This window comes from Rhodanobacter humi, from assembly GCF_041107455.1.
Classification (GTDB): Bacteria; Pseudomonadota; Gammaproteobacteria; order Xanthomonadales; family Rhodanobacteraceae; genus Rhodanobacter_A.
This window is the reverse complement of the sequence record NZ_JBGBPY010000002.1, coordinates 32,624-59,143: the sequence shown is the minus strand read 5'-3', so window position 1 is coordinate 59,143 and position 26,520 is coordinate 32,624. Positions and strand designations below refer to the sequence as shown.

24 protein-coding genes are annotated in these 26,520 nt (G+C 61.8%); 11 read left to right on the top strand and 13 right to left on the bottom strand.

Going from position 1 to position 26,520, the window contains the following annotated elements; all coding sequences use genetic code 11:
- Positions 1-168: 168 nt before the first annotated feature.
- The 7 genes from AB7878_RS18495 to AB7878_RS18465 form a co-directional block, all read right to left on the bottom strand.
- Positions 169-1,377: a sensor histidine kinase gene (locus AB7878_RS18495; protein ID WP_231381761.1), complete on the bottom strand. Its 1,209-nt coding sequence runs from the start codon at positions 1,375-1,377 to the stop codon at positions 169-171.
- Positions 1,378-1,402: 25 nt separating this feature from the next.
- A complete protein-coding gene (locus AB7878_RS18490; protein WP_007509085.1) occupies positions 1,403-2,083 on the bottom strand; it encodes a response regulator transcription factor in 681 nt (226 codons plus the stop codon).
- A gap of 5 nt (positions 2,084-2,088) precedes the next feature.
- Positions 2,089-5,223 (bottom strand): efflux RND transporter permease subunit, encoded by a 3,135-nt coding sequence (locus AB7878_RS18485; protein ID WP_007509087.1) that lies wholly within the window; start codon positions 5,221-5,223, stop codon positions 2,089-2,091.
- A complete protein-coding gene (locus AB7878_RS18480; protein WP_007509090.1) occupies positions 5,220-6,269 on the bottom strand; it encodes an efflux RND transporter periplasmic adaptor subunit in 1,050 nt (349 codons plus the stop codon). The genes AB7878_RS18485 and AB7878_RS18480 overlap by 4 nt, the downstream gene beginning before the upstream one ends.
- The gene (locus AB7878_RS18475) at positions 6,266-7,681 is read right to left on the bottom strand and encodes a TolC family protein (protein WP_007509092.1); all 1,416 of its coding nucleotides are present in this window, start codon (positions 7,679-7,681) and stop codon (positions 6,266-6,268) included. Before AB7878_RS18475 ends, AB7878_RS18480 begins: the two co-directional genes overlap by 4 nt.
- 99 nt (positions 7,682-7,780) lie before the next feature.
- Positions 7,781-9,496 carry a glycosyltransferase family 39 protein gene (locus AB7878_RS18470; RefSeq protein ID WP_027484973.1) on the bottom strand — a complete coding sequence of 572 codons (1,716 nt, stop codon included), beginning with the start codon at positions 9,494-9,496 and terminating at the stop codon, positions 7,781-7,783.
- On the bottom strand, positions 9,493-10,518 hold the full coding sequence (locus tag AB7878_RS18465) for a glycosyltransferase family 2 protein (protein WP_027484972.1): 1,026 nt from the start codon (positions 10,516-10,518) through the stop codon (positions 9,493-9,495). Before AB7878_RS18465 ends, AB7878_RS18470 begins: the two co-directional genes overlap by 4 nt.
- A gap of 243 nt (positions 10,519-10,761) precedes the next feature.
- Between AB7878_RS18465 and AB7878_RS18460 the strand changes: the two genes are divergently transcribed.
- The 10 genes from AB7878_RS18460 (at position 10,762) to AB7878_RS18415 (ending at position 21,891) form a co-directional block, all read left to right on the top strand.
- Positions 10,762-13,755 carry a Tn3 family transposase gene (locus tag AB7878_RS18460; protein WP_027484971.1) on the top strand — a complete coding sequence of 998 codons (2,994 nt, stop codon included), beginning with the start codon at positions 10,762-10,764 and terminating at the stop codon, positions 13,753-13,755.
- Positions 13,756-14,070: 315 nt separating this feature from the next.
- Positions 14,071-14,268 (top strand): carbon storage regulator CsrA, encoded by a 198-nt coding sequence (csrA, locus tag AB7878_RS18455; protein ID WP_369495843.1) that lies wholly within the window; start codon positions 14,071-14,073, stop codon positions 14,266-14,268.
- A gap of 57 nt (positions 14,269-14,325) precedes the next feature.
- On the top strand, positions 14,326-15,405 hold the full coding sequence (locus tag AB7878_RS18450; protein ID WP_369495842.1) for a replication protein RepA: 1,080 nt from the start codon (positions 14,326-14,328) through the stop codon (positions 15,403-15,405).
- Between the two features lie 1,180 nt (positions 15,406-16,585).
- Complete coding sequence (locus tag AB7878_RS18445; protein WP_369495841.1) at positions 16,586-16,942, top strand: single-stranded DNA-binding protein; 357 nt, start codon at positions 16,586-16,588, stop codon at positions 16,940-16,942.
- A 3-nt stretch (positions 16,943-16,945) separates the two neighbouring features.
- A complete protein-coding gene (locus AB7878_RS18440; RefSeq protein ID WP_369495840.1) occupies positions 16,946-18,130 on the top strand; it encodes a ParA family protein in 1,185 nt (394 codons plus the stop codon).
- Positions 18,130-19,263: a ParB/RepB/Spo0J family partition protein gene (locus tag AB7878_RS18435; RefSeq protein ID WP_369495839.1), complete on the top strand. Its 1,134-nt coding sequence runs from the start codon at positions 18,130-18,132 to the stop codon at positions 19,261-19,263. The genes AB7878_RS18440 and AB7878_RS18435 overlap by 1 nt, the downstream gene beginning before the upstream one ends.
- Positions 19,260-19,715 (top strand): DUF192 domain-containing protein, encoded by a 456-nt coding sequence (locus tag AB7878_RS18430; RefSeq protein ID WP_369495838.1) that lies wholly within the window; start codon positions 19,260-19,262, stop codon positions 19,713-19,715. The genes AB7878_RS18435 and AB7878_RS18430 overlap by 4 nt, the downstream gene beginning before the upstream one ends.
- A 167-nt stretch (positions 19,716-19,882) precedes the next feature.
- Entirely contained in the window at positions 19,883-20,419 is a 537-nt protein-coding gene (locus AB7878_RS18425) for a plasmid mobilization protein (protein ID WP_369495837.1), read from the top strand.
- Positions 20,416-21,483 carry a relaxase/mobilization nuclease domain-containing protein gene (locus AB7878_RS18420; RefSeq protein WP_369495836.1) on the top strand — a complete coding sequence of 356 codons (1,068 nt, stop codon included), beginning with the start codon at positions 20,416-20,418 and terminating at the stop codon, positions 21,481-21,483. The genes AB7878_RS18425 and AB7878_RS18420 overlap by 4 nt, the downstream gene beginning before the upstream one ends.
- Positions 21,484-21,558: 75 nt before the next feature.
- Positions 21,559-21,891, top strand: a complete 333-nt coding sequence (locus AB7878_RS18415; protein ID WP_369495835.1) for a plasmid mobilization protein — start codon at positions 21,559-21,561, stop codon at positions 21,889-21,891.
- On the opposite strand, the gene AB7878_RS18410 is transcribed toward AB7878_RS18415, so the two are convergent.
- Positions 21,870-22,091, bottom strand: a complete 222-nt coding sequence (locus AB7878_RS18410) for a hypothetical protein (protein ID WP_369495834.1) — start codon at positions 22,089-22,091, stop codon at positions 21,870-21,872. The two genes, AB7878_RS18415 and AB7878_RS18410, sit on opposite strands and share 22 nt — an antisense overlap.
- Here AB7878_RS18410 and AB7878_RS18405 point away from each other — a divergent pair.
- Complete coding sequence (locus AB7878_RS18405) at positions 22,090-22,764, top strand: plasmid fertility inhibition factor family protein (RefSeq protein WP_369495833.1); 675 nt, start codon at positions 22,090-22,092, stop codon at positions 22,762-22,764. The two genes, AB7878_RS18410 and AB7878_RS18405, sit on opposite strands and share 2 nt — an antisense overlap.
- 57 nt (positions 22,765-22,821) lie before the next feature.
- On the opposite strand, the gene AB7878_RS18400 is transcribed toward AB7878_RS18405, so the two are convergent.
- The 5 genes from AB7878_RS18400 to AB7878_RS18380 all read right to left on the bottom strand — a co-directional run bounded on the left by AB7878_RS18400 (position 22,822) and on the right by AB7878_RS18380 (position 26,478).
- Entirely contained in the window at positions 22,822-23,253 is a 432-nt protein-coding gene (locus tag AB7878_RS18400) for a TrbM/KikA/MpfK family conjugal transfer protein (protein ID WP_369495832.1), read from the bottom strand.
- 14 nt (positions 23,254-23,267) lie between these two features.
- Positions 23,268-23,858, bottom strand: a complete 591-nt coding sequence (locus AB7878_RS18395) for an OmpA family protein (protein WP_369495831.1) — start codon at positions 23,856-23,858, stop codon at positions 23,268-23,270.
- Positions 23,859-24,242: 384 nt separating this feature from the next.
- Positions 24,243-24,923 carry a Fic/DOC family protein gene (locus AB7878_RS18390; protein ID WP_369495830.1) on the bottom strand — a complete coding sequence of 227 codons (681 nt, stop codon included), beginning with the start codon at positions 24,921-24,923 and terminating at the stop codon, positions 24,243-24,245.
- On the bottom strand, positions 24,920-25,111 hold the full coding sequence (locus tag AB7878_RS18385; RefSeq protein ID WP_369495829.1) for an antitoxin VbhA family protein: 192 nt from the start codon (positions 25,109-25,111) through the stop codon (positions 24,920-24,922). Before AB7878_RS18385 ends, AB7878_RS18390 begins: the two co-directional genes overlap by 4 nt.
- A gap of 86 nt (positions 25,112-25,197) precedes the next feature.
- On the bottom strand, positions 25,198-26,478 hold the full coding sequence (locus tag AB7878_RS18380; RefSeq protein WP_369495828.1) for a Tle-like phospholipase domain-containing protein: 1,281 nt from the start codon (positions 26,476-26,478) through the stop codon (positions 25,198-25,200).
- Between the last annotated feature and the right edge of the window lie 42 nt (positions 26,479-26,520).

Sequence of the window (26,520 nt, the reverse complement as noted above, 5' to 3'; positions counted from 1 at the left end):
CGGTGCAACGATCTGCGACGACAGTTCGTTGAGAAAGCTCACGACGCCGAGCACGATGACGGTCTTGGAAACGGTTGGCCTCATCGTTCGCGTTCAACGAACGGGATGGGGTCCCATGGGTCCCTCTTTCCCGAGTCAGCGGCGGTCTGTGACGTATCGGGGCGGCCGTCATGCATGGTTGGAGTCCGCAAAGGTGAGCGTCAACGGCTCACCGGGCTGCTGTGGCCAGCGCACCGTCCATCCCAACCGTTCGCATAGACGACTGATCAAGGTCAACCCGAAGCCATTGTCGGACCGCTGTTGGTCGACATTCGGCGGCGTCTTCTCACCAGCCTCCGGCCAGGGGCTGAGTTCGATGCCCGCGGAGGTAATGGCAACGGATACCGCGGCCCCATTCGAAAGTTCGACCGCTCGGCGTAGCAATTGCCCAAACACCAACGATGCGGCACGTGGGGGAGCCAGCACGGTGACGCTGGCATCGCCGTGCAATTTCACCGACGTCGACGTGGCCTGCATCTGCTCGTCGACGAGGTGTTGCCATATGGCCCACACCGGAACAGGTTCGGCAACGATCGCCATGTCCGTCTCGTGACGGGCCAAGTAAAGCAGTGCATCGAGCAGATCGGTCAATTCAGTGGTACGCCGCCGCACCCGCTCGATGGCACGTTGGCCGGGAAGGCTTACCGTGGGGTCTTCCGCCAGTAGATCGACGCTTGCCTGTATCACCGACAGCGGTGAACGCAATTCATGACTGGTGTCTGCGGTGAACTCCCGTTCGCGCGTCAGGAACGCATCCAAACGTGCCTGGTAGTGCTCGAAGGCGACCGCCAATGCACCGACCTCGTCATTGGCGAAGTGGGTACGAAGCCGGTTATCACGACGGGGCGGCGCCGATGCCTCGACCCATTGCGCCAGTCGCTGAACCGGGGCAATCAGCCGACCGGCCAGGAGAAGGCCCAGCGCGCCTGAGACTAGCGTGCCGATCAGGATGACACCGGCCATCAACCAGCGCAGGAAAACTTCGCGCTGGGCGATGTCGCTCAGATCGATGACGAAGTACAGCCGCTGTGCGCCGTCGTCCGAGACGGCGACATAGGTTTCCCGATTCCCTTCGCGATCCAGTATGTGTGTCCCCGGTGGCAGGCCGGCCATTTCTGCGGGTACATCATGGCGATCGCTCACTCGGCTCACATACGCATAGATCCGCTGCGAGGCTGGTAGGGGCGTACTGGGTTGAATGTGAAGGTGTGCGATCAGGTTGCTGGTTTCGACCTGCAGCAACTCCGTCATCAGGATGCGTTCGAAGTCGGCCATCGAGGTGAGGGCCACGGCGGCGAACAAGCTGGACAACACCACGCCGAAGGCGAGGAACGCCAAGATAATCCGGGTGCGGAGAGTGAATCTAGGACGCATCGTCATCCGCCAAACGGTAGCCGATACCATGCACGCTGTGCAGTAGGGGTTTCTCGAAGGGTTTGTCGATCGCTTGCCGCAGGGCATGCAGGTGCGTGCGCATGGCATTGGGGTCACCCACCGCCTCGCCCCACAGCGCCCGTGCCAAATCCGCATGGCTCACCACGAGCGGCGAGCGACGCATCAACACCTCCAGCAGGCGCAGGCCGGCACGGGTCACCGTGACGGAAACACCCCCACGGCGAACCCGAAAACGAGCGGCATCGTATTCGAGATCAGCGACCTGCAGGGGCGCACCGAGCAGGGGCTGCACGCGTCGATGCAGCGCATGCAGCCGCGCCACCAGTTCCTTCATAGCGAACGGTTTGACCAGGTAATCGTCCGCACCCTCGGCGAAACCGCGCAGCTTGTCGTCCAGGGTCTCGCGGGCCGTCAACATCAACACCGGCATGTCGTGCTGGGCAGCGCGCAGATGACGGCAGACCTCCAGGCCATCCAGACGTGGCAGCCCCAGATCCAGCACGATCAGATCGTGCGTGCCCGTCAACGCCAGACGCAACCCGGTCATGCCGTCGTAGGCATGATCCACCGCGAAACCATGCAACTCCAGGTAATCCCACAGAGTGGTGGCCAAGTCGCGATTGTCTTCGATGAGCAGCACGCGCAACATGATCGTTAGGCCACCGCGGGGTTGGCGTCTTCCGGCGTATCGCGCTGGAAACGACCGTAACGCAGGGCCAGCGTGGGCAGCACCAGCAGATTGAGCGCCGTGCTGGTAACCAGCCCGCCGAGAATGACCAGCGCCATCGGTCCCTCGATCTCGCGACCCGGAGCACCACTGCCAATCGCCAGTGGAAGCAGCCCCAAGGCGGTGACCAGCGCCGTCATCAAAATGGGCGAGAGGCGTTCTTGCGCGCCGCGCAGGGCGGCCTCCGGCCCCCAGGTCATGCCTTCGACGTTGACCAGATGGTCGTAGTGCGACAGCAGCATGATCGAGTTGCGCAAGGTGATGCCAAACAGGGTGACGAAGCCCACCATCGAGCCGATGGAAAGGCCGCCGCCGGTGGCGAACACCGCCAGCACGCCGCCGACCAGCGCGAACGGCAGGTTGGCCAGCACCAGCAACAAACTGCGCATGCTGCCGAGCACCATGAACAACAACAAGACGATGGCGACACCGGCGATCAGTGAGTTGATCAGCAGATCATGCGTGGACTGGCTCTGCGCCGCCGCTGCACCACCAAACTCCACGTAGCTGCCGGGCGGCAGCGCGACCTTGGCGGCAATCTGTTGTTTGGCGGCGGCGACAAAGGCCGACACGTTGCCCCCGCTCACATTGGCGGTCACGGTCTGCACGCGTCGGGCGCCGTCGTGCAACACGACGTAGCGCCCCGCATCTTCGTAGATGTCGGCCAGTTCCTTCAGCGGGACATACGTGCCGGCGGCGTTGCGTATCGGCAATGCCCCCACTTCGGCCACCTTTCCGCGTTGTTGAGGCGCGAGGATGACTGAGACATTGAACACGCGGTTACCGTCGTAGACCTGACCGACCTGGTCGCCTTGATACGCGGTGCGGATGGCATCGAGCACTGTCACGGCATCGAACCCCCAGCGGGCCAACGCTTGTTTGCGCAGGCGCACCACCAACTGCGGCGTCCCCGGCGGTGACTGCACCTGGACATCCGCTGCGCCAGGCAGCTGCCCCAGAATTTTCGCGACGTCCGCCGCCTTGGTGTCGAGTGTGTCCAGGTCGTTGCCGTAGATATTGACCGCCACGGCGGCGGTAAAGCCCGACAGGGTTTCTTCGACACGTTCCGTCAGGAAGGTCTTGACCGCAAAGTTGACGCCGGGAAACGGTGCCAGCGCCTTGCGAATATCCGAGACGGCCGCTTCGGCGGCATCGCCGCTGAGAGGTTTGAGATCGACGTTGAATTCGCTGTATTGCGTGCCCCACGTGTCATCCGCCTTTTCGGCACGTCCCGCGTTCTGCGCCACCGAACGAACGAAGGGCAGCTTCAGCAGCGCGGCAGTCACATGGTTGCCGATACGGATCGACTCCTGCAGCGAGGTTCCCGGCACCGCCGACATGTGGACGATGAAATGGCCCTCACGCAGCTCCGGCAGAAAGCCGCCCCCGAAGAACGGCAGCGCCGCCACCGCCATCAGCGTCAGCACGAGGACCACGGTCATGACCGCACGGTAGCTGGTCTCTACCCGCAACAGCACGCCGCGATACCGGTCCTTGGTCCAACGCACCAAGGGAGCCTCGCGTTCCGGCAACGGGCGGTTGGCCAACAGCAAGTAGCACAAGGCTGGGGTGACCGTCATGGCCACCAGCAGCGAGGCGAGTGTCGCCAGCACATAGGCAATGCCCAACGGCGCGAACAGACGGCCGGCGATGCCCGACATGGTCAGCACGGGAATGAATACCAGCGCGATCGCCAGCGTCGCATAGACCACCGCGCTGCGCACTTCCAGCGAGGCGTCCAGCAGCACCGCGAAGACGGGACGCGGTACCTCGGCATGGCGATTCTCGCGCAGTCGGCGGTAGATGTTCTCCACCACGATCACCGCATCGTCCACCAGCAAACCGATGGCGATGGCCAATCCACCCAAGGTCATAGTGTTGAGGCTGAAGCCGAAGTATTCCAGCACCGTCACGGCGGCGAGCAGCGACAACGGGATCGCCACCAGCGAGATCGCGGCCGTGCGCAGGTTGTAAAGGAACAGCATCAGCACGATCACGACCAGCACGCCGCCGATCAGCAGCGAGGACTTGATGTTGCCGGTTGCGGTCGTGATGAAATTGGCCGGACGAAACAGATCGGCATGCAGGGTGATGCCCTGCGCGGTCAGACCGGACTTCATGCTGGCCAACGCCTTTTCCACGCTCTGAGTCACGACAAGCGTATTGGCGCCGTATTGCTCGGAAATCACCAGTTGCACAGCCGGATGGCCCATGACCGAGGACGCTCCGATGGGCGGCTCCGGCGCGACGACCACCTGCGCGACATCGCCCAAGGTGACATTGCCGCCCGCCTGATGCCGCACGATGGTACCGGCGATCTCCTGCACGGCGAGCGCCTGACCGTCGCTCTGCAGGACGATGCGCTGATTGGGCGTGTCGATGAAACCGGCACCACGCACCCCCGTGGCCCGCCGCGCCGCCGTCAGGACGTCGTCAACCGCGAGATTGTATTTGAGCAATTGCTCCGGGCGGATCTGGACCTGGTATTCCTTGGTGTCACCGCCGAACACCGCGACCTTCGCGACGCCCGGTACCGCCAGCAACGCCGGTTTCAGCGTCCAGTCGGCCAGCGTGCGCAGCTCCATCAGTGATCGCTTGTCGGAGGTCAGACCGATATCCAGCACCACACTGGTGGAAGAGGTCAGCGGCGACATCACGGGCACCTGCACGCCTTGCGGCAGCTGGGTGGCGAGCGCGCCGAGACGTTCCCCGAGATTCTGCCGATCCCGATAGATGTCGCTGCCCGGATTGAAGGTGATAGTGATCACCGACAAGCCCTGGATCGATTGCGAGCGCAGCGCCTGCAGTCCCGGCAGACCGTTGATCGCGTTCTCGATCGGCTGGGTCGCCAATACCTCCACCTGTTCAGGCGCCAACCCCGGGGCTTCGGTCTGAATCGACACCTGCGGCGGGGCAAATTCAGGAAACACGTCGTACTTGCTGCGCGACAGCGTGAGCGCGCCATAGACGATCAGGATGCCCGCCAGCACCAGCACCACGCCGCGAAACCGCAACGAGAAGCGGACGATCGCCGCCAGCAGACCCGGTGCGTCCTGCCTCATTGCTTGTCTCCGTCTTCACCGACGGCAATGCGTGAACGCTGCTCTTCCGACAGCAGCAGTTGCGCGCCCGTCGCCACGATCGGTTCGCCCCGCGCAAATCCCTGGGCCACGAACCAGCCACCGTCCACCGGGTTGTCGACCGGCAGCGCATGGCGCACAAAACGATCGGGCTGGTTGCGGCTATAGACCCACGAGCGACCCTGCCACCACACCACCGCCGAGCCGGGAATCATCGTTCCCTGGACCACCGTGCCCGAGGGTAGATACGCGGTGATCGCCATGCCAGGCAGGAGACCCTCAGCGGACACGGCATAGAAGAAACTGAGCCCTTGCAAACGGGGGTCCGTGCGTGGCGCGGGCGAGATCAAGGTGGCGGCGTGAAAGTCCCCGTTGACGGTCTGCACGCGCGCCTGGACAGGGGGGGCGAGTGCGGTGACCGCGGGCAGCACCACCTGGACGAGGACTTGCTGGCGGGTGGCCAGACGCGTAAACAACGACGTATTCGCGGCCGCCGCCTTCGCCAGGACGTCGCCCCATTGCTGGCTCGCGGTCTGTTGCGCGGCGGTCAGCGCGGCTTGCGCTGCCCGCGACGCGGCTTGGTCGGCATGCCACACCGCGGCGGCCGCCTGCAAGGCCTTGTCGGAAATGTTCCGTTCGTCACGATGCAACGACTGCAGTCGCTGGTATTCGGCGTGGGAAGCCTGCAGCGCGGCGTCGGCTTTGTCCGCCTGGGCCTGGGCGGCGACGTCGGCGTTGCGCAACGCGATCAGATCCGCCACATCCAGCACCGTACCGAACGTCTGCAGCATCGGACGATGGGCCATGGACTGTGGCGTGACCACGACGATCCCACTCTGCTTTTGATCCGCGGCATCCAGCGTGACCGCCGTCAGATCCTGCACTTGCGAGACGCGCGACGGCGCCTTCACCGGTGTCTCGCGCTGGGCCTCCGTAGCACGCTCCTTCTGGCCGGCCAGGAATCCCCAGACCGCTAGCGCCAGCACGATGGCACCCAGAAGGGCCGCGAGAATGGATTTCTTGTTCATGGCTGGGAATCCTGCATGCGGGGCGCGTTTTCAAGGGTATGAATGTCGGTCGCAAGTGCACCCAAGGGGTGCCGCATGGCATCTTCGAGCGCGCCCAGCGATTGCTGGGCCTGCAGGAGGGTATCGAGACGGGCCAGTTCGGCCGCGGCCAATTCCACCTGGGCGCCGATCAGACTCAACCGATCCGTTTCGCCCGCCCGGTACAGCGCTTCGGCGGAAAGGGATGCCTTGCGTTGGGCCGCCAGCAAGGCATCGGCCGTGGCGAGTTTGCGGACGACCTGGCGATAACCGGCCAGCGCCTGATCGACTTCGCCGATCGCCTGCGCTTGCACGGCAAGAAAGTTGGCGGCCGCTTGCTGACGACGCGCTCGGGCTTCGGCGATCGGGCCCTGATTGTGGTTGAGCAACGGCAGTACCAGTGACAACCCCAACGACCACTTGGCCTGTGCGGCATCCCACAGAAAGCCCGGACCGAGCGTGATGTCGGGATATTGTTTCGCCACTTCGCCTTGCAACGCGGCCTGACTGGCTTCGTAGTCCGCCAGTGCCGCGCGGACGTCGGGTCGATCCCGCAGCGCTTGCCGTCGCACGTCATGCGACGGCAGCGCGCTCAGGGGTGGTACCTGCTCGAACGCCGTCAGCGACAGCGTGATGCCATCAAGCGCACTCACGGGCAGGCCCAGGGCCGAGGCCAACTGCACCCGGTTTTCTGCGAGACGCTTCTGCGCCTCCTGCAGATTCAAGCTGAGCTGGTTGAGCGTGATGCGTGCCTGGGTGAGCTCCGGTTGCGATGCCTCCCCGGTTGCCGTGCGCCGTTCGATCAACCTGACCAGCTCCGCTTGTCGCTCCTGTTGTCGACGCAGCAAGGGCACGGTGGGATACACGCCAAGCAAGCTGCTGCGCACGCGACGGCGTACCTGCCACGCGGTCTCCGCGATATTCAAGCGTGCCGCTTCGGCCAGTTGCTGCGCCTGTCGAATCCGGTCGCCGCGCTTACCTGCCGTCTCGATCGGCACATTGAGCGTCGGGCCCACCGTCCAGGGCCCGACGCCAGCGGGTGCATCGACGTTGTACTGATTGGTGAAATCCAACGTCGGATTCGGACGGGCGCCGGCCGTGATCACCGCCGCCTCGGCAACGCGCCATTTCGCGCGCGCCACATCAAGATCCGGCTGATAGTACAAAGCCACCCACGTGAGGGAGCGCAGATCCCAGGAGGATGGCGTCGTGGTCGTGGTCGGCGTGGCGTCATGGCGTTGCAGAAACACCTGCAGCCCCGGATCGCGCAGCGACCGTTGCTCGAAGGCAGCGACGGTGGTGGCCGGTTCCAGCGGTCGTGGCCGATAGCTTGCGCAGGCGGTCAAACCGAGCGTCAGTCCGATGACCAGGAGGCGTGTAGCGTGCTTATTCATGAATCTTCCGCGCAGGAGATCAGTCGGTTCCTTCGAGGGAAAGGGCATCGTGCGAACCCTGCCTTCCCGTCAGTGTCATCACGCATCATCGGCGCCCCGTCATGGCGTCGACCGCAAGGGCGGCGCCGTTTCGTGTCGCGTGATAATGACACCGGTGGCTTCCCGGCCCAGCTCACGAAACGGCAGCCCTTCGCTGCGCAGCTGTCCCACCAGGTCGTCCGCGACCAACGCGATCGCATCGTGGCTGGCGCGCCAGCGCTGCTCGAACGTGGCGAGGTCGGCGATGTAGCCATCAGGCCGCGACGCCAAGCCGGGCGTCAGATCATCGGAATCCTGGTCGACCACGGTAACTGGCCGCCCGAGGTAGAACGGCAACGCCCGCAAATAGGCATGCACCGTGAATACTTCGGTGTGCGGTCCGAGCTCCGGTTGGATGAGGCGAGCGACCGGATCCGCGGAACGCATGTCGTTCAAGGGCTGCGATGACACTAGCGTGAGCTGCCACGCGATCAAGGTGGCCAGGGCAAGCCCATGGATGGCCGTACGGCGCCGGCCGCGATGCAACGCCCAGGTGCCCACCATCGCGGCGAGCGCCATCAGCACCAAGGCCAAAGACAAGCCGCTCAACACATCCTGCAACACGGCTTTCGGGATCGCCGTGCGCGCGGCGAGCGCGATTGCCGTGGCGGTGGCGGCACCCAGGGTCGTGAGCGTGGCGACCCACCAAAAACGGCGCACCAAGGCCTGCAGCGACAGCACCGTGGCTGCACGACCCAGCAGCAGCGCCAAAGCAGGAAACACCGGCAAAATGTAGAACGGCAGCTGGGAATGCGAGAACGAAAAGAACACGAAGACCACGCCCACCCATACCAGCAGGAAGCGTTGTGCGGGACCACCGGCACCAATGGCACGCCAACTGGTTTTGCTCCACGGCAACAGCAACGTCCAGGGAAACAGGCCGAGGAGCACGACGGGGAGAAAGAACCCAAAGACCTTGGAGCGACCGTCGGCCGAGGTCAAGAACCGCGTGAAATGCTCCCGGATGAAGAAATAGTCGAAGAAATCCGGATGCAGGCGGCATATCAAAATGAACCAAGGCGCGCACAGCACCAGCAGCACCAGTACACCGGGCACGAGGGACACGCGCCGCAGTACCCCCCAGTCACGCTGCCACAGCATGAAGATGCCCAGGATCATGCCGGGCAACACCACGCCGATGAGCCCTTTGGACAGCACCGCCAAGGCCAGCGCTGCCCACATCAGCAGATTCAGTCGCGTGCGCAGATGCCGTGCGGTCGGATCGAATTGCGCGACCAGAAAACACGCCATGCCCACGGCGAGAAACGCCGCAACCCCTATATCCAGCGTATTGATATGCGCGGCAAAGACGAACAGTAACGAGCTGCCGAGGATGACGGCCGCGTAGCCGCCCGCCTCACGACCGAAAAGCCGCGCCCCGGCCCAGCCGATCGCCACGATCGCCAGCAAACCGGTAAGCGCGCACCACAGGCGTGCGCTCCACGGATGCGCACCGAAGAGCGCATAGGCCGTCGCGCTGGCCCAGTAATGCAAGGGCGGCTTGTCGAAGAAATTGAAGCCATCCAGGCGGGGCGTGATCCAATCGCCGCTCGTGAACATCTCGTGGGCCACTTCCGCATACCGTCCCTCGTCGGGTTCGGCGAGCGCACGGCCAGCCAATCCGTAGAACCAGGCCGCGAGCCATCCGATCCCCAGTAGCACGGCGGCTGCGCTGAATCGCGCGTGCCACGCACCCGCTGGACGAACATCGTTCTGAGCCATGTGCTTGACGCTCATCGAGGGTCCTTGGTGGGAAGCGATGCGACGGCCACCGATGGCGGCGCGTCGGCGCGTGCCGTGCTGTGTAGCGGGGGCATCATCGGCACCTGACACGCCGTTTCGATCAGATAGATCGGCCGCTGTTTGACCTCGGCGTACACACGGCCGAGGTATTCGCCGACCACGCCCAATGCCAGCAGTTGTAGACCGCCCAGCACCAGGACCACGACCATCAGCGAGGGATACCCTTTGACCGGATCACCCCACAGCACGGCCTTGATGAAGGCCCCTGCGCCGTAGCTGAAAGCGCACACCGATGTGGCCACACCCACTGCCGTGGCCAGTCGCAGTGGCAAAATGGAAAACGAAGTGATGCCTTCCACTGCCAGATTGAACAGCCGCCAGTAGTTCCATTTGGTGCGACCCGCCTGGCGCGGGCTGCGCTGATACATGACCGCCGTATGGGGATAGCCGATCCAGCCGAACAGGCCCTTCATGAAACGTTGGCGCTCGCGCAACTGGCGCAGCGCGGCCACCGCACGCGCCGACATCAGGCGGAAATCACCGGTATCGTGCGGCACGTTGAACGCCGCCATGCGCGCCATCAATCGATAGAAGAGATGTGCCGTCGCTCGCTTGAACCAGCTCTCGCCTTCACGGTGTTCGCGAGTGGCGTAAACCACGTCGTAGCCATCGCGCCAGCGTGTCAGCAGGTCCGGAATGAGTTCGGGGGGATCTTGCAGATCGGCATCAATGATGACGATGGCATCGGCCTCATCCGTCACGGCGTCGAGACCCGCGGTCAGTGCGGCTTCCTTGCCGAAGTTGCGGCTCAAGCGCAGCGTGCCGATGCGCGGGTCTTGGCCCATCAGCCGGTTGAGTACGAGCCATGTGCCATCGCGACTTCCGTCATCGACATAGATCACCCGCGCATCGAGCGCCATCCCATCGAGCACGCCGACAAGACGCGCATGAAACAGGGGGAGCACTTCCGCTTCGTTGTACGCGGGCACCACAACGGTGAGGCGGATCGGGGCCACGAATATCCCTGCGCGCTATGACATCCGCGGCACAGTAGCGAGCGAGGCTCGTGCTGCCCCTCAACCATTTCTCAACTGTTCGTTAAGACACACTCGATGCGTCGATTCGCAACACTGCGAACGATTGTCGCTGGGAATAAGGCCTTGCCGAGTGAGTGAACGGGGTAGATGGCAGCACACTCTGGTCAGACACATTTTTCTGTGATGGCATACCCGCATCGACTTTCTATGGAAGAAGCCCTGATGCCTGTGAGCTACGTCACCGAGGAACAACGTGAGAGCTATGGTCGATACAACGGCCCACCTTCCAGCGATGATTTGGCGCGCTATTTCCATCTCGACGATGCAGATCGTGTGTATATCGCTCGCAGGCGCGGCCACGCGAATCGTCTAGGTATCGCGTTACAGCTCACGACACTCCGTTACCTTGGCGCGTTCCTCGATGACCCACTGGATCTTCCTTCGCTGGTGCTGTCCACCGTTGCCAAACAGTTGGGGATTACGGACACCGATCCCTCCCTCCATGGCTATCGCACGGGGGAGCTACGATGGGATCATCAGAGTGATATTCGTCGTCATTGCGGCTTTGTCGAAATCACCGAACCGTCCGTCGGCTTTCGATTGGGGCGTTGGCTGTATGCGTTGTGCTGGACGGGAACGGAGCGACCCAGCGTTCTGTTTGAGCGGGCAACGGCATGGCTCTTGACACATAAGGTGCTGCTGCCCGGTCGCAGCACGCTCGAACGGTTTGTCGCCCGTGTAAAGAGTCGCGTCGAAGAGCACCTATGGCGGCGATTGGGAACCAGCCTCTCCGATGAGCAGCGCGAACGACTGGAGCGCTTGCTGACCGTGCCGGCCGGCAGCCGAAATTCGCATCTGGATCAGCTGCGATCAGGTCCCGTCCGAGTCAGTGGCCCGTCACTCATCCAAGCGCTGACCCGGCTGCAGGTGGTCCGCGAACTCGGCATCGAGCTACCTACCGTAGCCCATCTTCCGGCCAGTCGAGTCACGGCACTGGCCCGCTTTGCGGGAGCTGCCAAAGCCAGCGCGGTTAGCCGTTTGCCCGATATTCGGCGCTTGGCCACCCTGGTAGCTTTCGTGCACTGCCTGGAAGCCACCGCGCACGACGATGCCGTCGAAGTCTTGGAAATGCTACTGCGGGACGTATTTGCCACGGCACGGAAAGAGGATCGAAAGACGCGTTTGCGCACGCTGAAAGACCTTGATCGGGCTGCCACCCTATTGGCCGATGCCTGCCAAGTGGTGTTGGACACCACACTCCCTGACAAGACGTTGCGCAAGACGCTGTTCGCCAAGGTGCCTCGTGACATCCTTGCACGGGCGCTTCAGGAAGTGAGCAACTTGGTGCGGCCACCCGACGATGTGTTTTATAGCGAACTGAGTGAGCGCTACCGACGCATTCGCCGCTTTCTGCCCTTCGTCTTGGAGAACCTTCGTTTCGGAGCAAGTCCGGCGGGTGAGGCGGTTGTTGCTGCCTATGAGTGGCTTCGTACGCACCCCGGACGATTCAAGGTCGATGACGATGTCCCTCGCGAGGTGATTCGCAAACGCTGGCAGCGCTATGCAGTACGCGAGGACGGCAGTATCGATCACCGGGCCTATACCTTCTGCGTGCTCGATGAACTGTACACGTCATTGCGCCGACGTGACGTGTTCGTCGCTCCCAGCTGGAAGTATGCCGATCCGCGCGCAGGCTTGCTCAACGGCAATGAATGGGAAACCGCGCGTCCCATCATTTGCCGCACGCTGGGTCTATCACCGACACCCTCGCCGACGCTCCTCGCGATCACCAAAGAACTGGATGACACCTATCGAGCAGTCGCTTCCCGACTGCCGGACAACCCAGCCGTGCGCTTCGAAGGAACGAACGAATTGGTCGTCAGTTCCCTCGACAAGCTCGAAGAACCCGCGTCCCTTCTGGCATTGCGCACCGCGGTCAATGCGCGTCTTCCGCGTGTGGACATCGAGGAAATTTTGCTGGAGATCGCCGCGCGTACCGGTTTCACCGATGCCTTCACGCATCTCACTGAACGCTCCGCTCGCGCCGCGGATCTCCCGATCAGTATCTGCGCCGTCTTGCTGGCCGAAGCGAGCAATACCGGATTCGAACCACTCATTCGCTCGGATATGGCCGCCCTGAAGCGGTCGCGTCTGTCGTGGGTCGACCAGAATTACTTCCGCAACGACACCATCACACCGGCCAATGCCATCTTGGTGGCGGCCCAGAACCGCTTGGTACTCGCCCAGCAGTGGGGAGGGGGAGAGGTGGCTTCGGCCGACGGCATGCGCTTCGTCGTTCCCGTGCGCACCGTCCATGCCGCCGCCAACCCGAAGTATTTTGGTCGAGAGCGCGGCGTGACTTGGTACAACCTGATCTCTGATCAGTTCAGCGGCCTCAATGACATCACCGTGCCGGGCACGTTACGCGACAGCTTGATCTTGCTGGGCGTCGTGCTGGAACAGCCGACCGAATTGCAACCGACCCAGATCATGACCGACACCGGCGCCTACAGCGATGTGGTGTTTGGATTATTCCGTCTATTGGGGTATCGATTCTGTCCGCGCTTGGCCGATGTCGGCGGCACGCGGTTTTGGCGTATTGATGCGCAGGCGGACTATGGTGATCTCAACGCCGTGGCACGCCAGCGTGTGAACATGCCATTGATCGAGCAGCAGTGGGATGACATTCTGCGGCTCGTGGGCTCGTTGAAACTGGGGTGCGTATCGGCAAACGGCATCATGCGGACCTTGCAGATTGGCGACCGTCCCACTCGCCTGGCACAAGCATTGGCGGAGTTTGGAAGGATTGAAAAAACGCTACATACGCTGACCTATATCGACGACGAAGCGAAACGACGCGGAACACTGACTCAGCTCAATCGCGGTGAAGGACGCCACAGCGTTGCGCGTGCGATCTTTCATGGAAAACGCGGCGAACTTCGGCAGCGCTACCAAGAAGGTCAGGAGGACCAGCTAGGGGCGCTGGGTCTGGTACTCAACATGGTTGTCTTGTGGAACACCATCTACATGGAGGCGGCATTGGACCAGTTACGTCAAGAAGGCTTTCCCGTACGCGATGAGGATGTCGCACGACTCTCGCCGCTAACCCACGACCACATCAACATGCTTGGACGGTATTCCTTTGCCGTGCCCGAGGCCGTAGCCCGCGGGGAGTTGCGTCCGTTACGGAATCCGGACGATGGCGAGGATGACTGACGGGGAGATGTCATCATCCGAAAAACATCTAAATCAATGTTTTTAAGTGGTAATTTTCCCTTATCCCGGTTTTCCGTTCCATTGCTCCCCGAACCCCAGATTCAAGCGGCCCGTGACGGTATCCAGCGTGGCAAAGAGTTCGATGATCTGAACCGACAGCACAAGCTCATGCAGTCGAACTTGCATGAGGCGCACAACACTTTGAAGCGGGCGCAAGGCCTGCTGACCGAGCGATGGTGACAGAATCGGCGCGATCGCCGGCGAGATCCGTCACCATCATTACCCAGCGGAAGTCACACACAAGGAGCCGTACCCATGCTTATTCTCACTCGTCGCGTAGGCGAAACCCTCAACATCGGCAACGACATTACGGTGACCGTTTTAGGCGTCAAAGGAACACAGGTCAGGATCGGGATTGCAGCACCGGCCAATGTTGAAGTGCATCGCGAAGAGATTTACAGGCGCATCCACGAAGGCGACGCGCATCAGCTGCAGGCACCGCAGCGGCGGTGATTCGCAATGGTGACAGTTTGCAGCTGGCCAGGCGCCGAACGTGTCACCACATCGACCATGAACGAAAGCAAGGACAGACCAATGCCGGCACACAAAAAGCCCAGCGGCACAAAGGCCAAAAAGCCAGCCGCGAAGGCGATTGCGCCAACGGAAATTGATTACCGCTCAGGCAAGATGCCTCAGTGGGTCAAGGATGCCATCGAAGAACAGTTCCACATCGAGAATGAGGACGCGAAGAGCGCCGGTTCCGTGGGCTTTATGGCCCGCGCCCTGGTGCTGGCGACGATGCCTTACAAAGATCCGAAGGCGGACGTTTTCAAGCGGCAGAACGGTGATTTCGCGTTACGTATCGTGGCCGGTTACGAGGGCGGCATTCCGTTCGGCATCTATCCGCGGTTGCTCATGTCGTGGGTGGCCACCGAGGCGGTACGAACAAAGTCGCCCGTGATCGAGCTGGGCGACTCGCTATCGCAGTTCTTGCGCGACGTGCTGGAAGTGCGCAGCAGCAGCGGCGGGGCGCGTGGCACCGCCACACGCGTTACCGAGCAAATGAAGCGCCTCTTCGGCTCGCTCATCACGGCGCAGTACAGCGGCGGGCTGGAAGGACGAGGCTTCCGGTTGCGCAACGTGATGATCGCTGACGGCTTGCAGCTCGCGGACGACTTTGCAGACGCACTCGGGCTTGATGAAACCGTACCCGACACGGATCTGCAGAAGGGCAAGGAAGACAAACTTTGGGTTCCCCAGGTGCGAGAGTTGGCGGGCTCCTGGAAGAGCGAAGTTTCCTTGTCCGAAAGTTTTTTCCGCGAGTGCATCACCCGTCCAGTACCGATTGATTTGCGTGCCTACCGCGCCCTGCGCGGCTCGCCGCTGGCGATGGACGTCTACACCTGGCTGACCTACCGCATGAGCTACCTGCAGCGGCGTTCGCGGCCGATTCCGTGGGAAGCCCTCATGCACCAGTTCGGTAGCACCTACTCCACAGCCTCGGCCGTGCGCGACTTCAAAAAGGCCTTCATTACAGCGTTGAAGGCCGTCACGACCGTCTACAGCAAGGCCAACGTCGAAGTGACCGACAGCGGGCTGATTCTTGCGCCCTCGCCGCCCCACATCACCCGTCAGGCGGACTTGTTCTAGCGGTATGCCGCAGCCCGCTGAAGAACTCCCGCAAGGTGCGCTGAAGAACTCCCGCGAGCGGTGGATAAGGCGGTGGATTCGCCAACTTATCCACGCTGAAGAACTCCCGGCAGTCAAAGTTGCGTGAAAACAACAACTTCGCTCGACTTGTCCACAGAAAGCGCGCTGAAGAACTCCCGCTGATGCGCTGAACAACTCCCGCGAGTGCGCTGAACAACTCCCGCCGTCGAGGCAGCAAAACGCCCCCAAAGCCTTGCGCAGCAACGGTTTGCGGCCGTTTTCACAGCGCCCCCCTGTAGTTAAGCCTTTATGCTTTTCCTGTTCTAAAAAAGCACCTGTAGTTGCGCGGCGCAAATCGGGGATAACTCGCAAACGGGCGGCTCACCGCCGACCCTTCGCCATCCTTGGCTTCGCCCCGCAGCCTGCGGCTGCGGCCTTGGTCGGGCGTCCTGCCCGCCCTTCGCTCCGATCAAGCACCACGCGGATCGAAAGGCAGATCAAGAACAAAAAGGAGCCGGCTTCCTGCCGGCAACTGCATCAAAGTCCCAGAGCAAGAACAACAGCAGTTGCGGGGGCTGCGCCCCCCTGTCCTCCCTACGCGCCTACGGCGCTACGGTCGCAACTTCGACCCCCTGGGGAGGGCGTACCGCCCTCCCCCACCCGCCTACGGCGGGCGGCTCCCCCTCCTCAAAAAGCGGGTCAGCGGAAGAAGGTCGACGAGCCGGAAATCTTCGGGTGTTAGGGGCGTTCCAGTGGCGCGTACAGGCTCGCCCAGGCCAAAGGCGTAGCCGTCTGATGGGTCGGCGCGAGTCGAGCCCCACGGGCCGCTGACAGCGGCATGAGCATCGCGGCAGGCCTGCCCTGCTTTTCTCCACGGCAAACCGCTTTTCGTCACTTGCACGTTCCGTCGAAATTTCCACGGCGGTCACGGCGTAGAGGCCGCACAGGCGGGGCCGAGAGCGAGCGTCAGCGAGCAAGGGAGGCCCGAGCGTGCGAAGCACGCGAGCCTAGCCGTGGCCGTCCGGCCGAGGTGTGCCAGGTCGGCGCGGTCGATACCAAGATTATGAATCTTGGTATAACGGCCAGCACCGTTAGCAGTGTCCCGCGCATGTTGTGTTATGTTGTGTTATATACTGCAACTGCAGTCGCGGTGACTGCTACCACTACAGGAGTTCAGCACATGCAGCAGCTTATGTTCGTCGGGAATCTCGCCAAGGCCGCGTCTCTGACCGGCGCTGGTGATCGTGCCGTGGCCAAGTTCACGCTGATTGCAAACGAGTATGCCGGCAAGGATGCCAGCGGTGAGGCGAAAGAGCGGTCGGTGGCGATCCAGTTCACGGCTTTTCGCGGGAAGGCTGAAGCCATCGCCAAGAACGCGATGAAGGGCGATCAGCTGGTGGTGTTCGCCAGGATCGAGAACAACAACTACCAGAGGAACGGCGAGGACGTGTACGACTTCAACTTCCTCGTCGAGGATTTCCAGTTCGGGGCACCCGGCAAAGAGAAGCGGGAGCAGTTCGCCCAGGCGGCACGGTAACCCATGCGCCCTACCCTGACCCGCATAGATGAGGCGCGCTTTCAGCGCGTCGCATCCCGGTGCCAGTGGTCGGAGCGTTCTTTAGGTGTTGTCCACGCGTTGCTTGTCGAGGGGCGGCAGCTGGCCGAAGTGGCAGCTGCTTTCGACATGCGACCACAGAACGCCAACACCTTACGTTCGCGGTTCATCAAGAAGGTCGAGAAGGATCGGTTGGCTGAGTTTATTCGCAGCGAGCCGCCCTCTTCCATCCTCGCCCTGCGCGAACGCGACACCGAGATCCGCACGCTCCAGGCCAAGGGTTATTCCGTAGAGCAGATCCTTACCTACCTCATGGAAGGCGGCGCTGCTGTTTCCGAATCCACGTTGCGCAACTACTTAGAGGGTCGACCCGGCATGAAAACTATCGTCATGGCAAACCAGAAAGGAGGTGTGGGCAAGTCTGCCGTCGCCGTCCAGCTGGCGTACTACCTGCAGCTGATCGTCGGTAAGCGCGTCCTGGTGATCGACTTCGATCACCAGCGCAATTCATCGAAGGCGCTGCGCACTGGCGGCATCGCGACCGTCTCACAGATTCCAGCCAGCCGTGTGCTGACCGCCAAGGTGAAAGGCGTCGAAGATGAACCGTTCGTGCTGCTGGCTGCGGACAACGCTGAATTGCTCGGCATGGAGGTTCAAGGCAAGCAGGCGCACAACCTCTTCGCGAGCAACCTGCAGGCTTTCTTGAAGGCCGTGGACGCGGATTTTGACGTCTGCATCATCGACACCAATCCCAACCCCGACATTCGCCAACTCGCCTCTTTGGTCGTGGCTGATTTCGTCTTGTCGCCGATCCAGCTTAATCAGGAAGCGATTGACGGTATCGGTGATTTGCTCAACCACGACAGCATTGGCATTCGGAAGATTCAAGCGACGATCAACCCGAAGCTGAAGCTGATCGGGATTCTTCCGAATCTGGTTGAGCCCACGCCGTTCCAGCGCGAGAACCTAAAGGATCTCGCGGCGGCGTTTGCCAGCTTGATGATCGCGACCGGGAATGGTTACGCCGCCATCAAGAAGTCCACGGCGATACCGGAAGCCCAGGCGGCCGGGATTCCGGTGTGGAAGCTCGGCAAGACAAGCGGCCGGGAGGCATGGGCCCAGATCAAACCGACCTTCGAGAAAATCGCTTCGACTATGGGAGTCCTGTAATGGCACTAGACCTGTCTGCACTGAATGCGCCGGCTACGCCGGTTGCTGCCGCTATTGACGATGGCACGCCACGCGAAGCGCCACGGATCGCGCTGGCTGACATTGACGAAGATCCGCACCAGCCGCGCACGGAGTTTCCCGAGGACGAAATGCAGGCGCTTCAGGCGAGCATCGCCCGCAGCGGCGTCAAGACGCCGGTTTCTGTACGCCCGAACCCGGACGTTTCCGGGCGCTGGCTGCTGAACTATGGGGCGCGGCGCTATCGCGCATCCAAGGCGCTTGGGCTGGCCGACATTCCAGCGTTCGTCGACAACGCACATGACGACTATGACCAAGTGGTCGAGAACATCCAGCGCGCAGACCTGAAGCCAATGGAATTGGCGATGTTCATCAAGAAGAAGCTGGCCGAGGGCGCGAAGAAGAGCGAGATCGCGAAGAAGCTGGGAAAGGACAATGCCGTCATCACTTGGCATTCTGCACTGATCGACGCGCCCGTCTGCATTGAAGACCTGTACAGCACTGGCCGCTGTACGTCGGCGCAGTATCTGCATGACCTGGTGAAGCTCCACGACAAGTACCCGGAGCAGGTGCAGGACTGGTGCGCCACAACCGAGGAAGTCACTCGCAAAACGATCGCCGCACTCGGCGACGCTCTGAAAGGCAAGAAGGGTGGCATTGCCGGGGCGGCAGGCGATGCTGAAGGTGGCCAGGGCAAGGGCAAAGACCCCACGGCCGGGCAGAGCGTCGCGAAGGGCGGGGAGGGTGGCTCAAGTGCTGACCGGGCGGGCAGTACGAAGGATCGGGACGCTACGCAGAAAGCTGGAAAGGGTGGTGGCGAGGATGGACATGCCGGGGCAGGATCGGAACCTGGTGAAGGTCGAGGCAGCGTGCAGGTGCAGCGTATCCCAGCGCATAACCCCGACCTGGAAAAAGACCCCGACGACGCGCCCGAGTCCGACAAGTTGAAGAAGCCGTTGATGCTGGTTGAGTTCGAGGGTAGGGCGGCGATGGTGGTCTTCCGGATGCCTTCGGCGGCCGGGCTGTTGCGAATCCGCTACGAGGACGGCAGCGGGGATGACGAGGTGGATGCAGGGAGGGTCAAGATCAATTACCTGTCGAAGGAATCGGCATGAACGGGCGGGCGATGTGCTGGATTGCCATTGCCCTCGCTGTTAGCTGGGGCGTGGCTTGGGCAATGAAGGGCGGCAGTTCTCCGGAGAAGGTTTGTTCGTTGGCCTTTTCCAATGGCTACCGGCTCGAAAGAGTCCCGGTAGCCACCACGAAGGCGCAGCAGGCGCACGGCCTTTCGGGGAGGGCGTCACCAGGGAAGGGGATGCTCTTCGATTTCGGGCAGCCGGAGCGGTTGGCCTTCTGGATGAAGGACACGCATTTCCCGCTAAGCATCGGTTTCTTCGACGGGCAGGGCAGGTTGATTCGCAGCGAGGACATGGAGGCCGACAGCGAGCACTACCACCTGTCCCTTGATCCAGCACGCTTCGCATTGGAGCTTCCGAAAGGATCGTATCAAGCGCACCAGGTCAAACCGGGCGTGGCGATGAAGGTCGAGAACTGCACGAACTTCTGACCAGCTTCGCGTCGCCGATTGAAAAGCCGCCTGTATGGGCGGCTTTCGCTTTTCTAGGGGCGGAAGATTTGAGAATCTCAAAAAAGTTAGGGGGGGTGTGGGCTATTGCAGGATAGGCTAACGCCGGTAGAATGGCCCCCTACGGTGTCCGGATTGTTGCCCCCCCTATGTCAAAAGCTCACTTAAAGGTCTATCTAGGCGAGAAGCTGAAAGAGGCTTGGGAGCTGTATTGCCAAAAGCGGCAGATCGGGCCGGGAGCTGCGTTGAGAGCTTCAATCCAACGCGAAATGGAGCGCGTGGAACAGGGGGCTATCGAGCCCGCGAAGCAGGTGGACGAGCGGCCAGATACCGGGGAGAAAAAGCGCGTCGAGATTCGGCTCACGAAATCGGAGCTGGCGGCGGTCGATGCCAGGGCACGGGGCGAGGGCTGCTCAAGGCAGTCGTGGTTGGTGAACGTGGTCAGGGGCACGCTCACCAAGCAACCGCAGGCCGGTATGCGCGAGATTGAATCGCTGGGCGAATCGAACTACCAACTGCTTGCCATCGGCCGAAACCTGAATCAGATCGCGAAGCGTCTGAACGAAGGTCACCCGGACACGATCACGGTTGACTACATCGAACGCCTTCGCAACGAAATCCGTGCCCACGCCGAGAAGGTCAGCAAGGTCATGGGTGCGAGCATCGAGCGGTGGAGCCTGAAATGAGCAAGGTAGTTGACGGCATCATCAAGGACTGGGGCGACCGGGTTGGCTACGGCAAGGTCAAGCGTGGCAAGAAGCAGCGCAATATCCGGGGAGGCAAGCTGGACTTCGGAAAAGCGCCGCCGATGGTCAAGCGTAGTGAACCGCGCACACGGCTGAAGCTGACGATGCAGAAGGCTCCTGAAGTCATGGTCAAGATTTCAGGTGGTGGCAAGAGCATGCGGCACATCAAAGCGCACATGGATTACATCTCCCGGAACGGTACTGTCGAAATCGAGGACGAGAACGGGAATCTGCATTTAGGGAAGGAGGATGTGCGCGATGTGCGTGATTCGTGGGCGCACGGGAAAGCGCGGATTCCGGCCGAAGAAGGTACGCGACGTGAGGCCTTCAACATTGTTCTGTCCATGCCGCCAGGCACGTCCAGGCAGGCGGTGAAGGATGCCGCTCGTGCCTTTGCGGCAGAGCGCTTCGGCAACCATCAGTACGTGTTCGCCGCTCACGATGATGAGAAACACCCGCATGTGCATCTTGCGGTCAAGGCCGTCGACAAGAACGGGGTTCGCTTGAACCCGCGAAAGGCCGATCTACAGCAGTGGCGCGAGCATTTCGCCGAGACGTTGCGAGAGCAGGGCGTCGCAGCGAATGCCACGCCACGCAGGGCGCGAGGACAGGTCAGAAAGGCCGAGAAGCAAGAACTCATTCAGATGCAGCGGCGCGGCGTGGAGCCGGCCGTGAAAGCGGCGCAGAAGGCCGCTGTCGTCGCCGAAGTGCGCGGCGAGAAGCCAGTCCTAAATCCAGCACAACAACGCATCGAGGCGGCGCGAAAGGAAACTGTCCAGGCTTACGGCCAAGTGGCGAAAGCACTGGCGGCGGGCGATGCTGAAGACCGGGCGCTGGCCGTGGAGGTTGTGCAGTTTGTCCAGGCAATGCCGCCGCTGAAAACAGCCCATCAATTGGCCGTGGAGGCAGTGAGGGCACGGATCGCGGGCAAGGGCGGACAGGAGCGAGGTACCGAGGGACGAGAGCGAAGCGGCGAAGATCAAGATCAAGGCCGAAAGCGGTAGCCCGGCGCGGTTGGTCACTTGACCAGCGATACGACTGGCGTAGTATGCACATGCACATGCACAGGAGTACATATCATGGCAGCGACCGAACGAGTTGTGGTGTTGATGACCCCCGAGCAGAAACGCGATGTGACGCAACGAGCGTCCGCAGAGAGGCTTTCGCTGGGCGACTACATGCGCCGGCAAGCGCTGGGCGACGACGAGCTTCTAGCGGCGCTGGTGGAAGAGCTGGCGGCATCTACCGAGAAGGCGAGGATGGCGCTTGACCGAACTTTGGCGCGATTGGATGAATCGGAGCGGCGGATGCCCGAGATCGAGGCGGCGGCGCGTGAGCGGGCGCTGGCCGAATTTGCGGCGCTTGACCCGGAACTGTTCGGGCGGTTGCTTCAGCCGGAGCTTGCAGCATGACCACGATGGGCGACGTCCTCAAAGGCATTCGCGAAACGATCGTCCTGAATGATCGGGTCGAACAGCTCGCCAAGAAGGTCGACCAGTTGGAAGCTCGGGAGCGCGATCACGCCGAACGGTTGGTTCGTCTTGAAACATTCGTTGACTTTGTGCGTCCAGCTATCGCTCGCCGCGCTCTTCCACCAGGCGAGGGCTGACATGAAGATTCACGAGCGCAGGGATGAACCGGGGCGATTCGCCAAAGCCGTTTTCAGGCTGGACACAGCGGGCGGCGATTTTGCCTACATGAGCGTTTCACGCACGAACGCGCTCAACGAGGAACGTAGCGTGGTTGAGGTGGACGCGGCTAAGTTCGTGGCGATCTGCAGCGACGTGAGCAACAAGGCGCAGGCTTGGCGCGATGACTACAAGTTCGCCCACGCCGAGGCAGGTTTCAGCCACGGTTCGGCCAGTCCAGTTCCGCTTGCAGACGTCGAGTGCCAGGAGCGCACGTCCACGTCGCCCGTCTACGCAAAGCACCTGCTGGTGTTCCGTAAGCAGGTTGGCACCGAGGAAAGCACACGGGCCGACGCCTCACTCATCAACGGCATCACGCGCACGAAGTGGCTTCTGGCCAACGGCGTCAAATCCTTTCCGGTTGAGTGTTCCAATCGTGCTTCGGCGGAACTTCTCCGCAAATATGCGGGTGTACCAGGTAGCAAGGTGCAATCGGTCGACGAGTTGCTTCCGGAGATCCGGGAGCGGGGCGAGCCGATGAGGACGGTCGATACCGGGCGCGAGAAGAACGTCGCTCTCGCGCCGGCACGACCAGCACCAGGAGCAGTACGGGGATTGGTAGAGCAGGGCGACGGCCGGGCAGGGCCAGAACGGTAGAGCGGATCAAAAAAAACGCGGCCGAGGCCGCGTCTTTTTTGCGTCGGTGCCGCTTGCTTAGATCCCGCTGGACTTCCCGTACTTGTTGTTTACATCTCCACGGGTCTTGTCGTCGCTGCTCTTGCACTGGTCAAGGAACTTGCGGCGAGCCTTGAACGTCTTGCTCGGATCGAGGCTGCCGTGGCTGAACACCTGTTGCTCGAAATACTTCCGGATGTACTTGTCGCAGGAGGTCGGTGCCTTTCCGCTCATTGCAGCGCCGGCCAGGCAGAGGACGGCCCCACATGCGTCCTCGTTGCTGTTGTTCGTGCCACCGTTACCAGGTTGTGGCGGGTTTCGCTCGCAAGGATCTTCACCGCGGTTCACGCCGTTCGTCGGTGCCGGGTGCGCAATGTCGCCCGGATTCGGGCACTGGCGTGCAGCGAAGGCGGCGGTGCTGATGAAAGATCCTGCCACCAGCAGACTAAGCACGACTGTCTTGATTGTCATATCGCAATTCCCTGTCAGTTGAGAGACGCAGAAAACACTTCGATTTCCACACGCCGGTTCTGCGTCCGTCCGGCTGGTGTTGAGTTGTCGGCGGCGTAGTCCCCCGCTGACACGTAGTTCAGGTCGACCTTCTCGGGGGCGACCCCGTTGTGGATCAAAAACTGCCGGACTGCGCGGGCACGATGGAAGGCAACGAGTTCGTCGCCCACCGAGAACTGTTGACCGTCAGTGCGACCGCGAACCTCGATGCGCTTGGCGGTGCGGGCGAGCGGCACGAGGACGGCTCGAAGCGACGCCGGAACCTCAAAGGCAGCGCTGCCGTAGCCGAAGTGAACGGTGTACGTATGCGAGGCAAGGGCAGGGCGGGCCATCGGTGCGGGCGAAGACTGCAGCGGCCGTGTCGTGGCTGCCACGCCGGCCGTAGACGTGGGCGATGCGTGGGACTGCCCGTGCCACTCGGCAGACTCGGCGCGCAGCTTCAACAGTTCAGTGGTTTCCGCATCGTTGATCTGCGAGCGGTGCTTGCCGTTTACGGTCGGCGGTTTGGGCACGCTGGCACAGGCCGAAAGTGCAACACAGCAAAAAATCACAAGAGGCTTACGCACTGCGAATCTCCTTATCCGGTGGATGTTCGATAAATGACGGCTTGCGCCAAGATTATATATTTTGGCGTAGGTATAGCAAACGGCGACGATGGCAATTCGGGCGTGGCGACAGACTGCAGCTGGCCAGGCGCGATCGTTGTCACCAAGGAACGACTGGCGACAACCAGGTGCATCGAGCTGGCCCCGTCTGTCTCCAACCTAGGCGGTGGTGACAACCAGGCCGCGATCGCCGGCGAGATCCGTCACCAACAAAAAAGCCGGAGTGAACCTCCGGCCGTATGTAAAGGAAACTTTACATAATGTATATTATGCGAATAAAATCAATAGCTTACATTTTCCGCGATTTGCAGGTCGATTGCAACTAACCCCTAGCTTGGCAATCGTCTAACGCTCTCGGCCGGGCTGTTCTCTGGTAGCTGTTTTGTCGCGTTCCAGTCGGGACGTGATCTTGTTGAACACTTCGAGCATGGGCTGGAAATCAGGACGCCGCACGTAACCCGGCTCCTTGATGTTCGACTGCGGCATTGTTCGAGCCGATGCGTTGTTCCATTCCTGCCTCGACACCTTGCTGAAGTCCAGTTCGTAGCCGGCATCGCGGGCCAGCAGCTTCATCATCGTCTGCGTGGTACGGCCGTTCCCTTCAGGGAACGCGTGCATGTAATTCATCTTCGAGAAAATGGCCGTCATGCCCTTCACCACGTCGGCCTTATCGAGCCCCTTCAACCCGTTCATTGCCTTAACGTCGGCTGCGATGATTCGACCCGCATCTTCCAGGCGATCCACGTCGGCAAATCGCGACTTCCACGATTGTCCCGGCTCCGTCTTGCTGATGTTCACCGTTCGGATCTTTCCGGCCCAGCCGTAGAGATCCCCGAAGATATGGGCATGCACCTGTTGCATGTGCTTCAGGCCGAAGTCGCCCCGGATCGGACTGGCATCGAGCTGGGCGATTCGCTCGGCCGATACGCGGTATTCAGTCTGCAACATCTTGCCGGGATCGGTGATGCCCAGCTTGTTTTTGAACGTGCCGGTCTGCTGGTCGATGTACGGATTGTCCCCACTCATGCGCCCGGCTTCGCCTCGTCGCCGTTCACGGCCGCTATATGCGCCCTCACGGCCTCGTCGTGCGTCAGCTCGCCACGTATCACGCGCTCTTGAATCGCCAAGGCATCGTCCGTTGGCGTCCAACCTTCCAGGGCGACAATGCTGTTTGCTTGGTGGTACGCCTTGCGCAGCTTCTCTTGTGCGTTCATGGGCTGATTCCTGTCCAGTGGATTGAAGCGTCCTACAGAAGGGAGGCGTGGACAAGCCGCGTCTCTAGCTGTCGACTGATGGCGAGCTACCGAGTGCGCTCGGTGTTGTTCTTACCTTGCGGGCGATCACGGTCGGGTTGTTGGCCCTTCACGGGAGCTTGCTTGTCGTAGACCGGAATCGAAGGAATCGTCCCCGCCTTAGCGCGTTCCGCCAGCCGGGCCTCGATGGCAGCCTTCAGCTCCGCACGCTGGGCCGGGTCTTTAACCTTCGCGTCGATCACAGCCGCCGCGAGGGCTTCGACGACCTTCCTGTCCTGCTGCGAGCTGACCGCGCCCATGGTGCCTTGTTCGTTGTATTGGATCGACACCTGGTTGCCGGCTTTGAGCGTACGGGCGTTGGTGGCCAGCTTTGCCCGATCATGCGTCACCACCTGGTCGCCGACCTGTTGCGTCACGTCACCTGTTCGCCCGGAAGGCACGCTCAACAGCTCGCCTTCATAGAGCCTGCCCGCGCTAGCGCGTAGCGCTGGCTCCGTAAAAAATGCCTTGTGCCGTTCCTCGAACTGGCGCATGCCGGCCGCCACCGATTCCATGCCGTGGTCGCCGATGCCATGAATGGTTCTGGCTCCCGGAATCCATGCAAGTGTCGGCCGTAGAGGTGCTGGCTCGGGCAGCTGGGTGCGTTGTCCGATTGGCTTCGGAATGGGCAGCCACGTTTGCACCTGGTTGAGGATTTCACCGGCCACGATGTAGTTGCGAATCTGGCCCGCATCTGCAGCGACCTTGACCTTCTCCGGGTCGAGCCCTTCGCGCTTCAGCGTGTGGTTGTTCACTCCGGCCGGGTTGAACACCACGGCCTGCAGGCCCGTGGCAGCAGCGGCGGCCGTCGCCAGTCCGCCGCCCAGGGAATGACCCGTGAGAATGACCGCGGTCTTGTGGAAGGCCTTCGCCGCGTCCTTGGCCAGAGCGACCGCTTCCGCATACTGCTCGGTCTGCAAACCGGCTCCTTGAGCCAGGTTGGTTGTCCAATCCTTGAAGCTGGTCATGTCGGTGCCGGCGAATGCCAAGGCGTGCCGCTGATCGTCTTTGTAGATGCCCGCTTCAAAGCCCGAACGATCGTTCTTGAGGCGCGTTGGGTCAATGCCGATGGCCGTCACCTGATCGTCGGTAAGCCGCGACCAGCGACCTATGAGCGACTGGCTGGGATCGTAGACGGCAGCAGCCACGTGCACTAGCGATGGATCATCGCTGCGCGCCAGTGGCGAGCGAAGCGTGGTTTCTGTGCTGGCCGCACCGAAGTTGATCGTGCTGTCGCCGCCCTCGCGCTCGCGGCCATTGCTTCCAGGTGCGGCCGTGTTGTCGCTCATGAAACGCTCCTATGTTCTCGATGGCGTATCCCAAAATCGACA

Bases quoted from the DNA above. Each gene is read 5' to 3' on its own strand.
- AB7878_RS18490 (WP_007509085.1), bottom strand. From the start codon at position 2,083: ATGTTGCGCGTGCTGCTCATCGAAGACAATCGCGACTTGGCCACCACT.
- AB7878_RS18485 (WP_007509087.1), bottom strand. From the start codon at position 5,223: ATGAGGCAGGACGCACCGGGTCTGCTGGCGGCGATCGTCCGCTTCTCG.
- AB7878_RS18480 (WP_007509090.1), bottom strand. From the start codon at position 6,269: ATGAACAAGAAATCCATTCTCGCGGCCCTTCTGGGTGCCATCGTGCTG.
- AB7878_RS18475 (WP_007509092.1), bottom strand. From the start codon at position 7,681: ATGAATAAGCACGCTACACGCCTCCTGGTCATCGGACTGACGCTCGGT.
- AB7878_RS18470 (WP_027484973.1), bottom strand. From the start codon at position 9,496: ATGAGCGTCAAGCACATGGCTCAGAACGATGTTCGTCCAGCGGGTGCG.
- AB7878_RS18460 (WP_027484971.1), top strand. From the start codon at position 10,762: ATGCCTGTGAGCTACGTCACCGAGGAACAACGTGAGAGCTATGGTCGA.
- csrA (WP_369495843.1), top strand. From the start codon at position 14,071: ATGCTTATTCTCACTCGTCGCGTAGGCGAAACCCTCAACATCGGCAAC.
- AB7878_RS18450 (WP_369495842.1), top strand. From the start codon at position 14,326: ATGAACGAAAGCAAGGACAGACCAATGCCGGCACACAAAAAGCCCAGC.
- AB7878_RS18445 (WP_369495841.1), top strand. From the start codon at position 16,586: ATGCAGCAGCTTATGTTCGTCGGGAATCTCGCCAAGGCCGCGTCTCTG.
- AB7878_RS18440 (WP_369495840.1), top strand. From the start codon at position 16,946: ATGCGCCCTACCCTGACCCGCATAGATGAGGCGCGCTTTCAGCGCGTC.
- AB7878_RS18435 (WP_369495839.1), top strand. From the start codon at position 18,130: ATGGCACTAGACCTGTCTGCACTGAATGCGCCGGCTACGCCGGTTGCT.
- AB7878_RS18430 (WP_369495838.1), top strand. From the start codon at position 19,260: ATGAACGGGCGGGCGATGTGCTGGATTGCCATTGCCCTCGCTGTTAGC.
- AB7878_RS18425 (WP_369495837.1), top strand. From the start codon at position 19,883: ATGTCAAAAGCTCACTTAAAGGTCTATCTAGGCGAGAAGCTGAAAGAG.
- AB7878_RS18420 (WP_369495836.1), top strand. From the start codon at position 20,416: ATGAGCAAGGTAGTTGACGGCATCATCAAGGACTGGGGCGACCGGGTT.
- AB7878_RS18415 (WP_369495835.1), top strand. From the start codon at position 21,559: ATGGCAGCGACCGAACGAGTTGTGGTGTTGATGACCCCCGAGCAGAAA.
- AB7878_RS18405 (WP_369495833.1), top strand. From the start codon at position 22,090: ATGAAGATTCACGAGCGCAGGGATGAACCGGGGCGATTCGCCAAAGCC.
- AB7878_RS18410 (WP_369495834.1), bottom strand. From the start codon at position 22,091: ATGTCAGCCCTCGCCTGGTGGAAGAGCGCGGCGAGCGATAGCTGGACG.
- AB7878_RS18400 (WP_369495832.1), bottom strand. From the start codon at position 23,253: ATGACAATCAAGACAGTCGTGCTTAGTCTGCTGGTGGCAGGATCTTTC.
- AB7878_RS18390 (WP_369495830.1), bottom strand. From the start codon at position 24,923: ATGAGTGGGGACAATCCGTACATCGACCAGCAGACCGGCACGTTCAAA.
- AB7878_RS18385 (WP_369495829.1), bottom strand. From the start codon at position 25,111: ATGAACGCACAAGAGAAGCTGCGCAAGGCGTACCACCAAGCAAACAGC.
- AB7878_RS18380 (WP_369495828.1), bottom strand. From the start codon at position 26,478: ATGAGCGACAACACGGCCGCACCTGGAAGCAATGGCCGCGAGCGCGAG.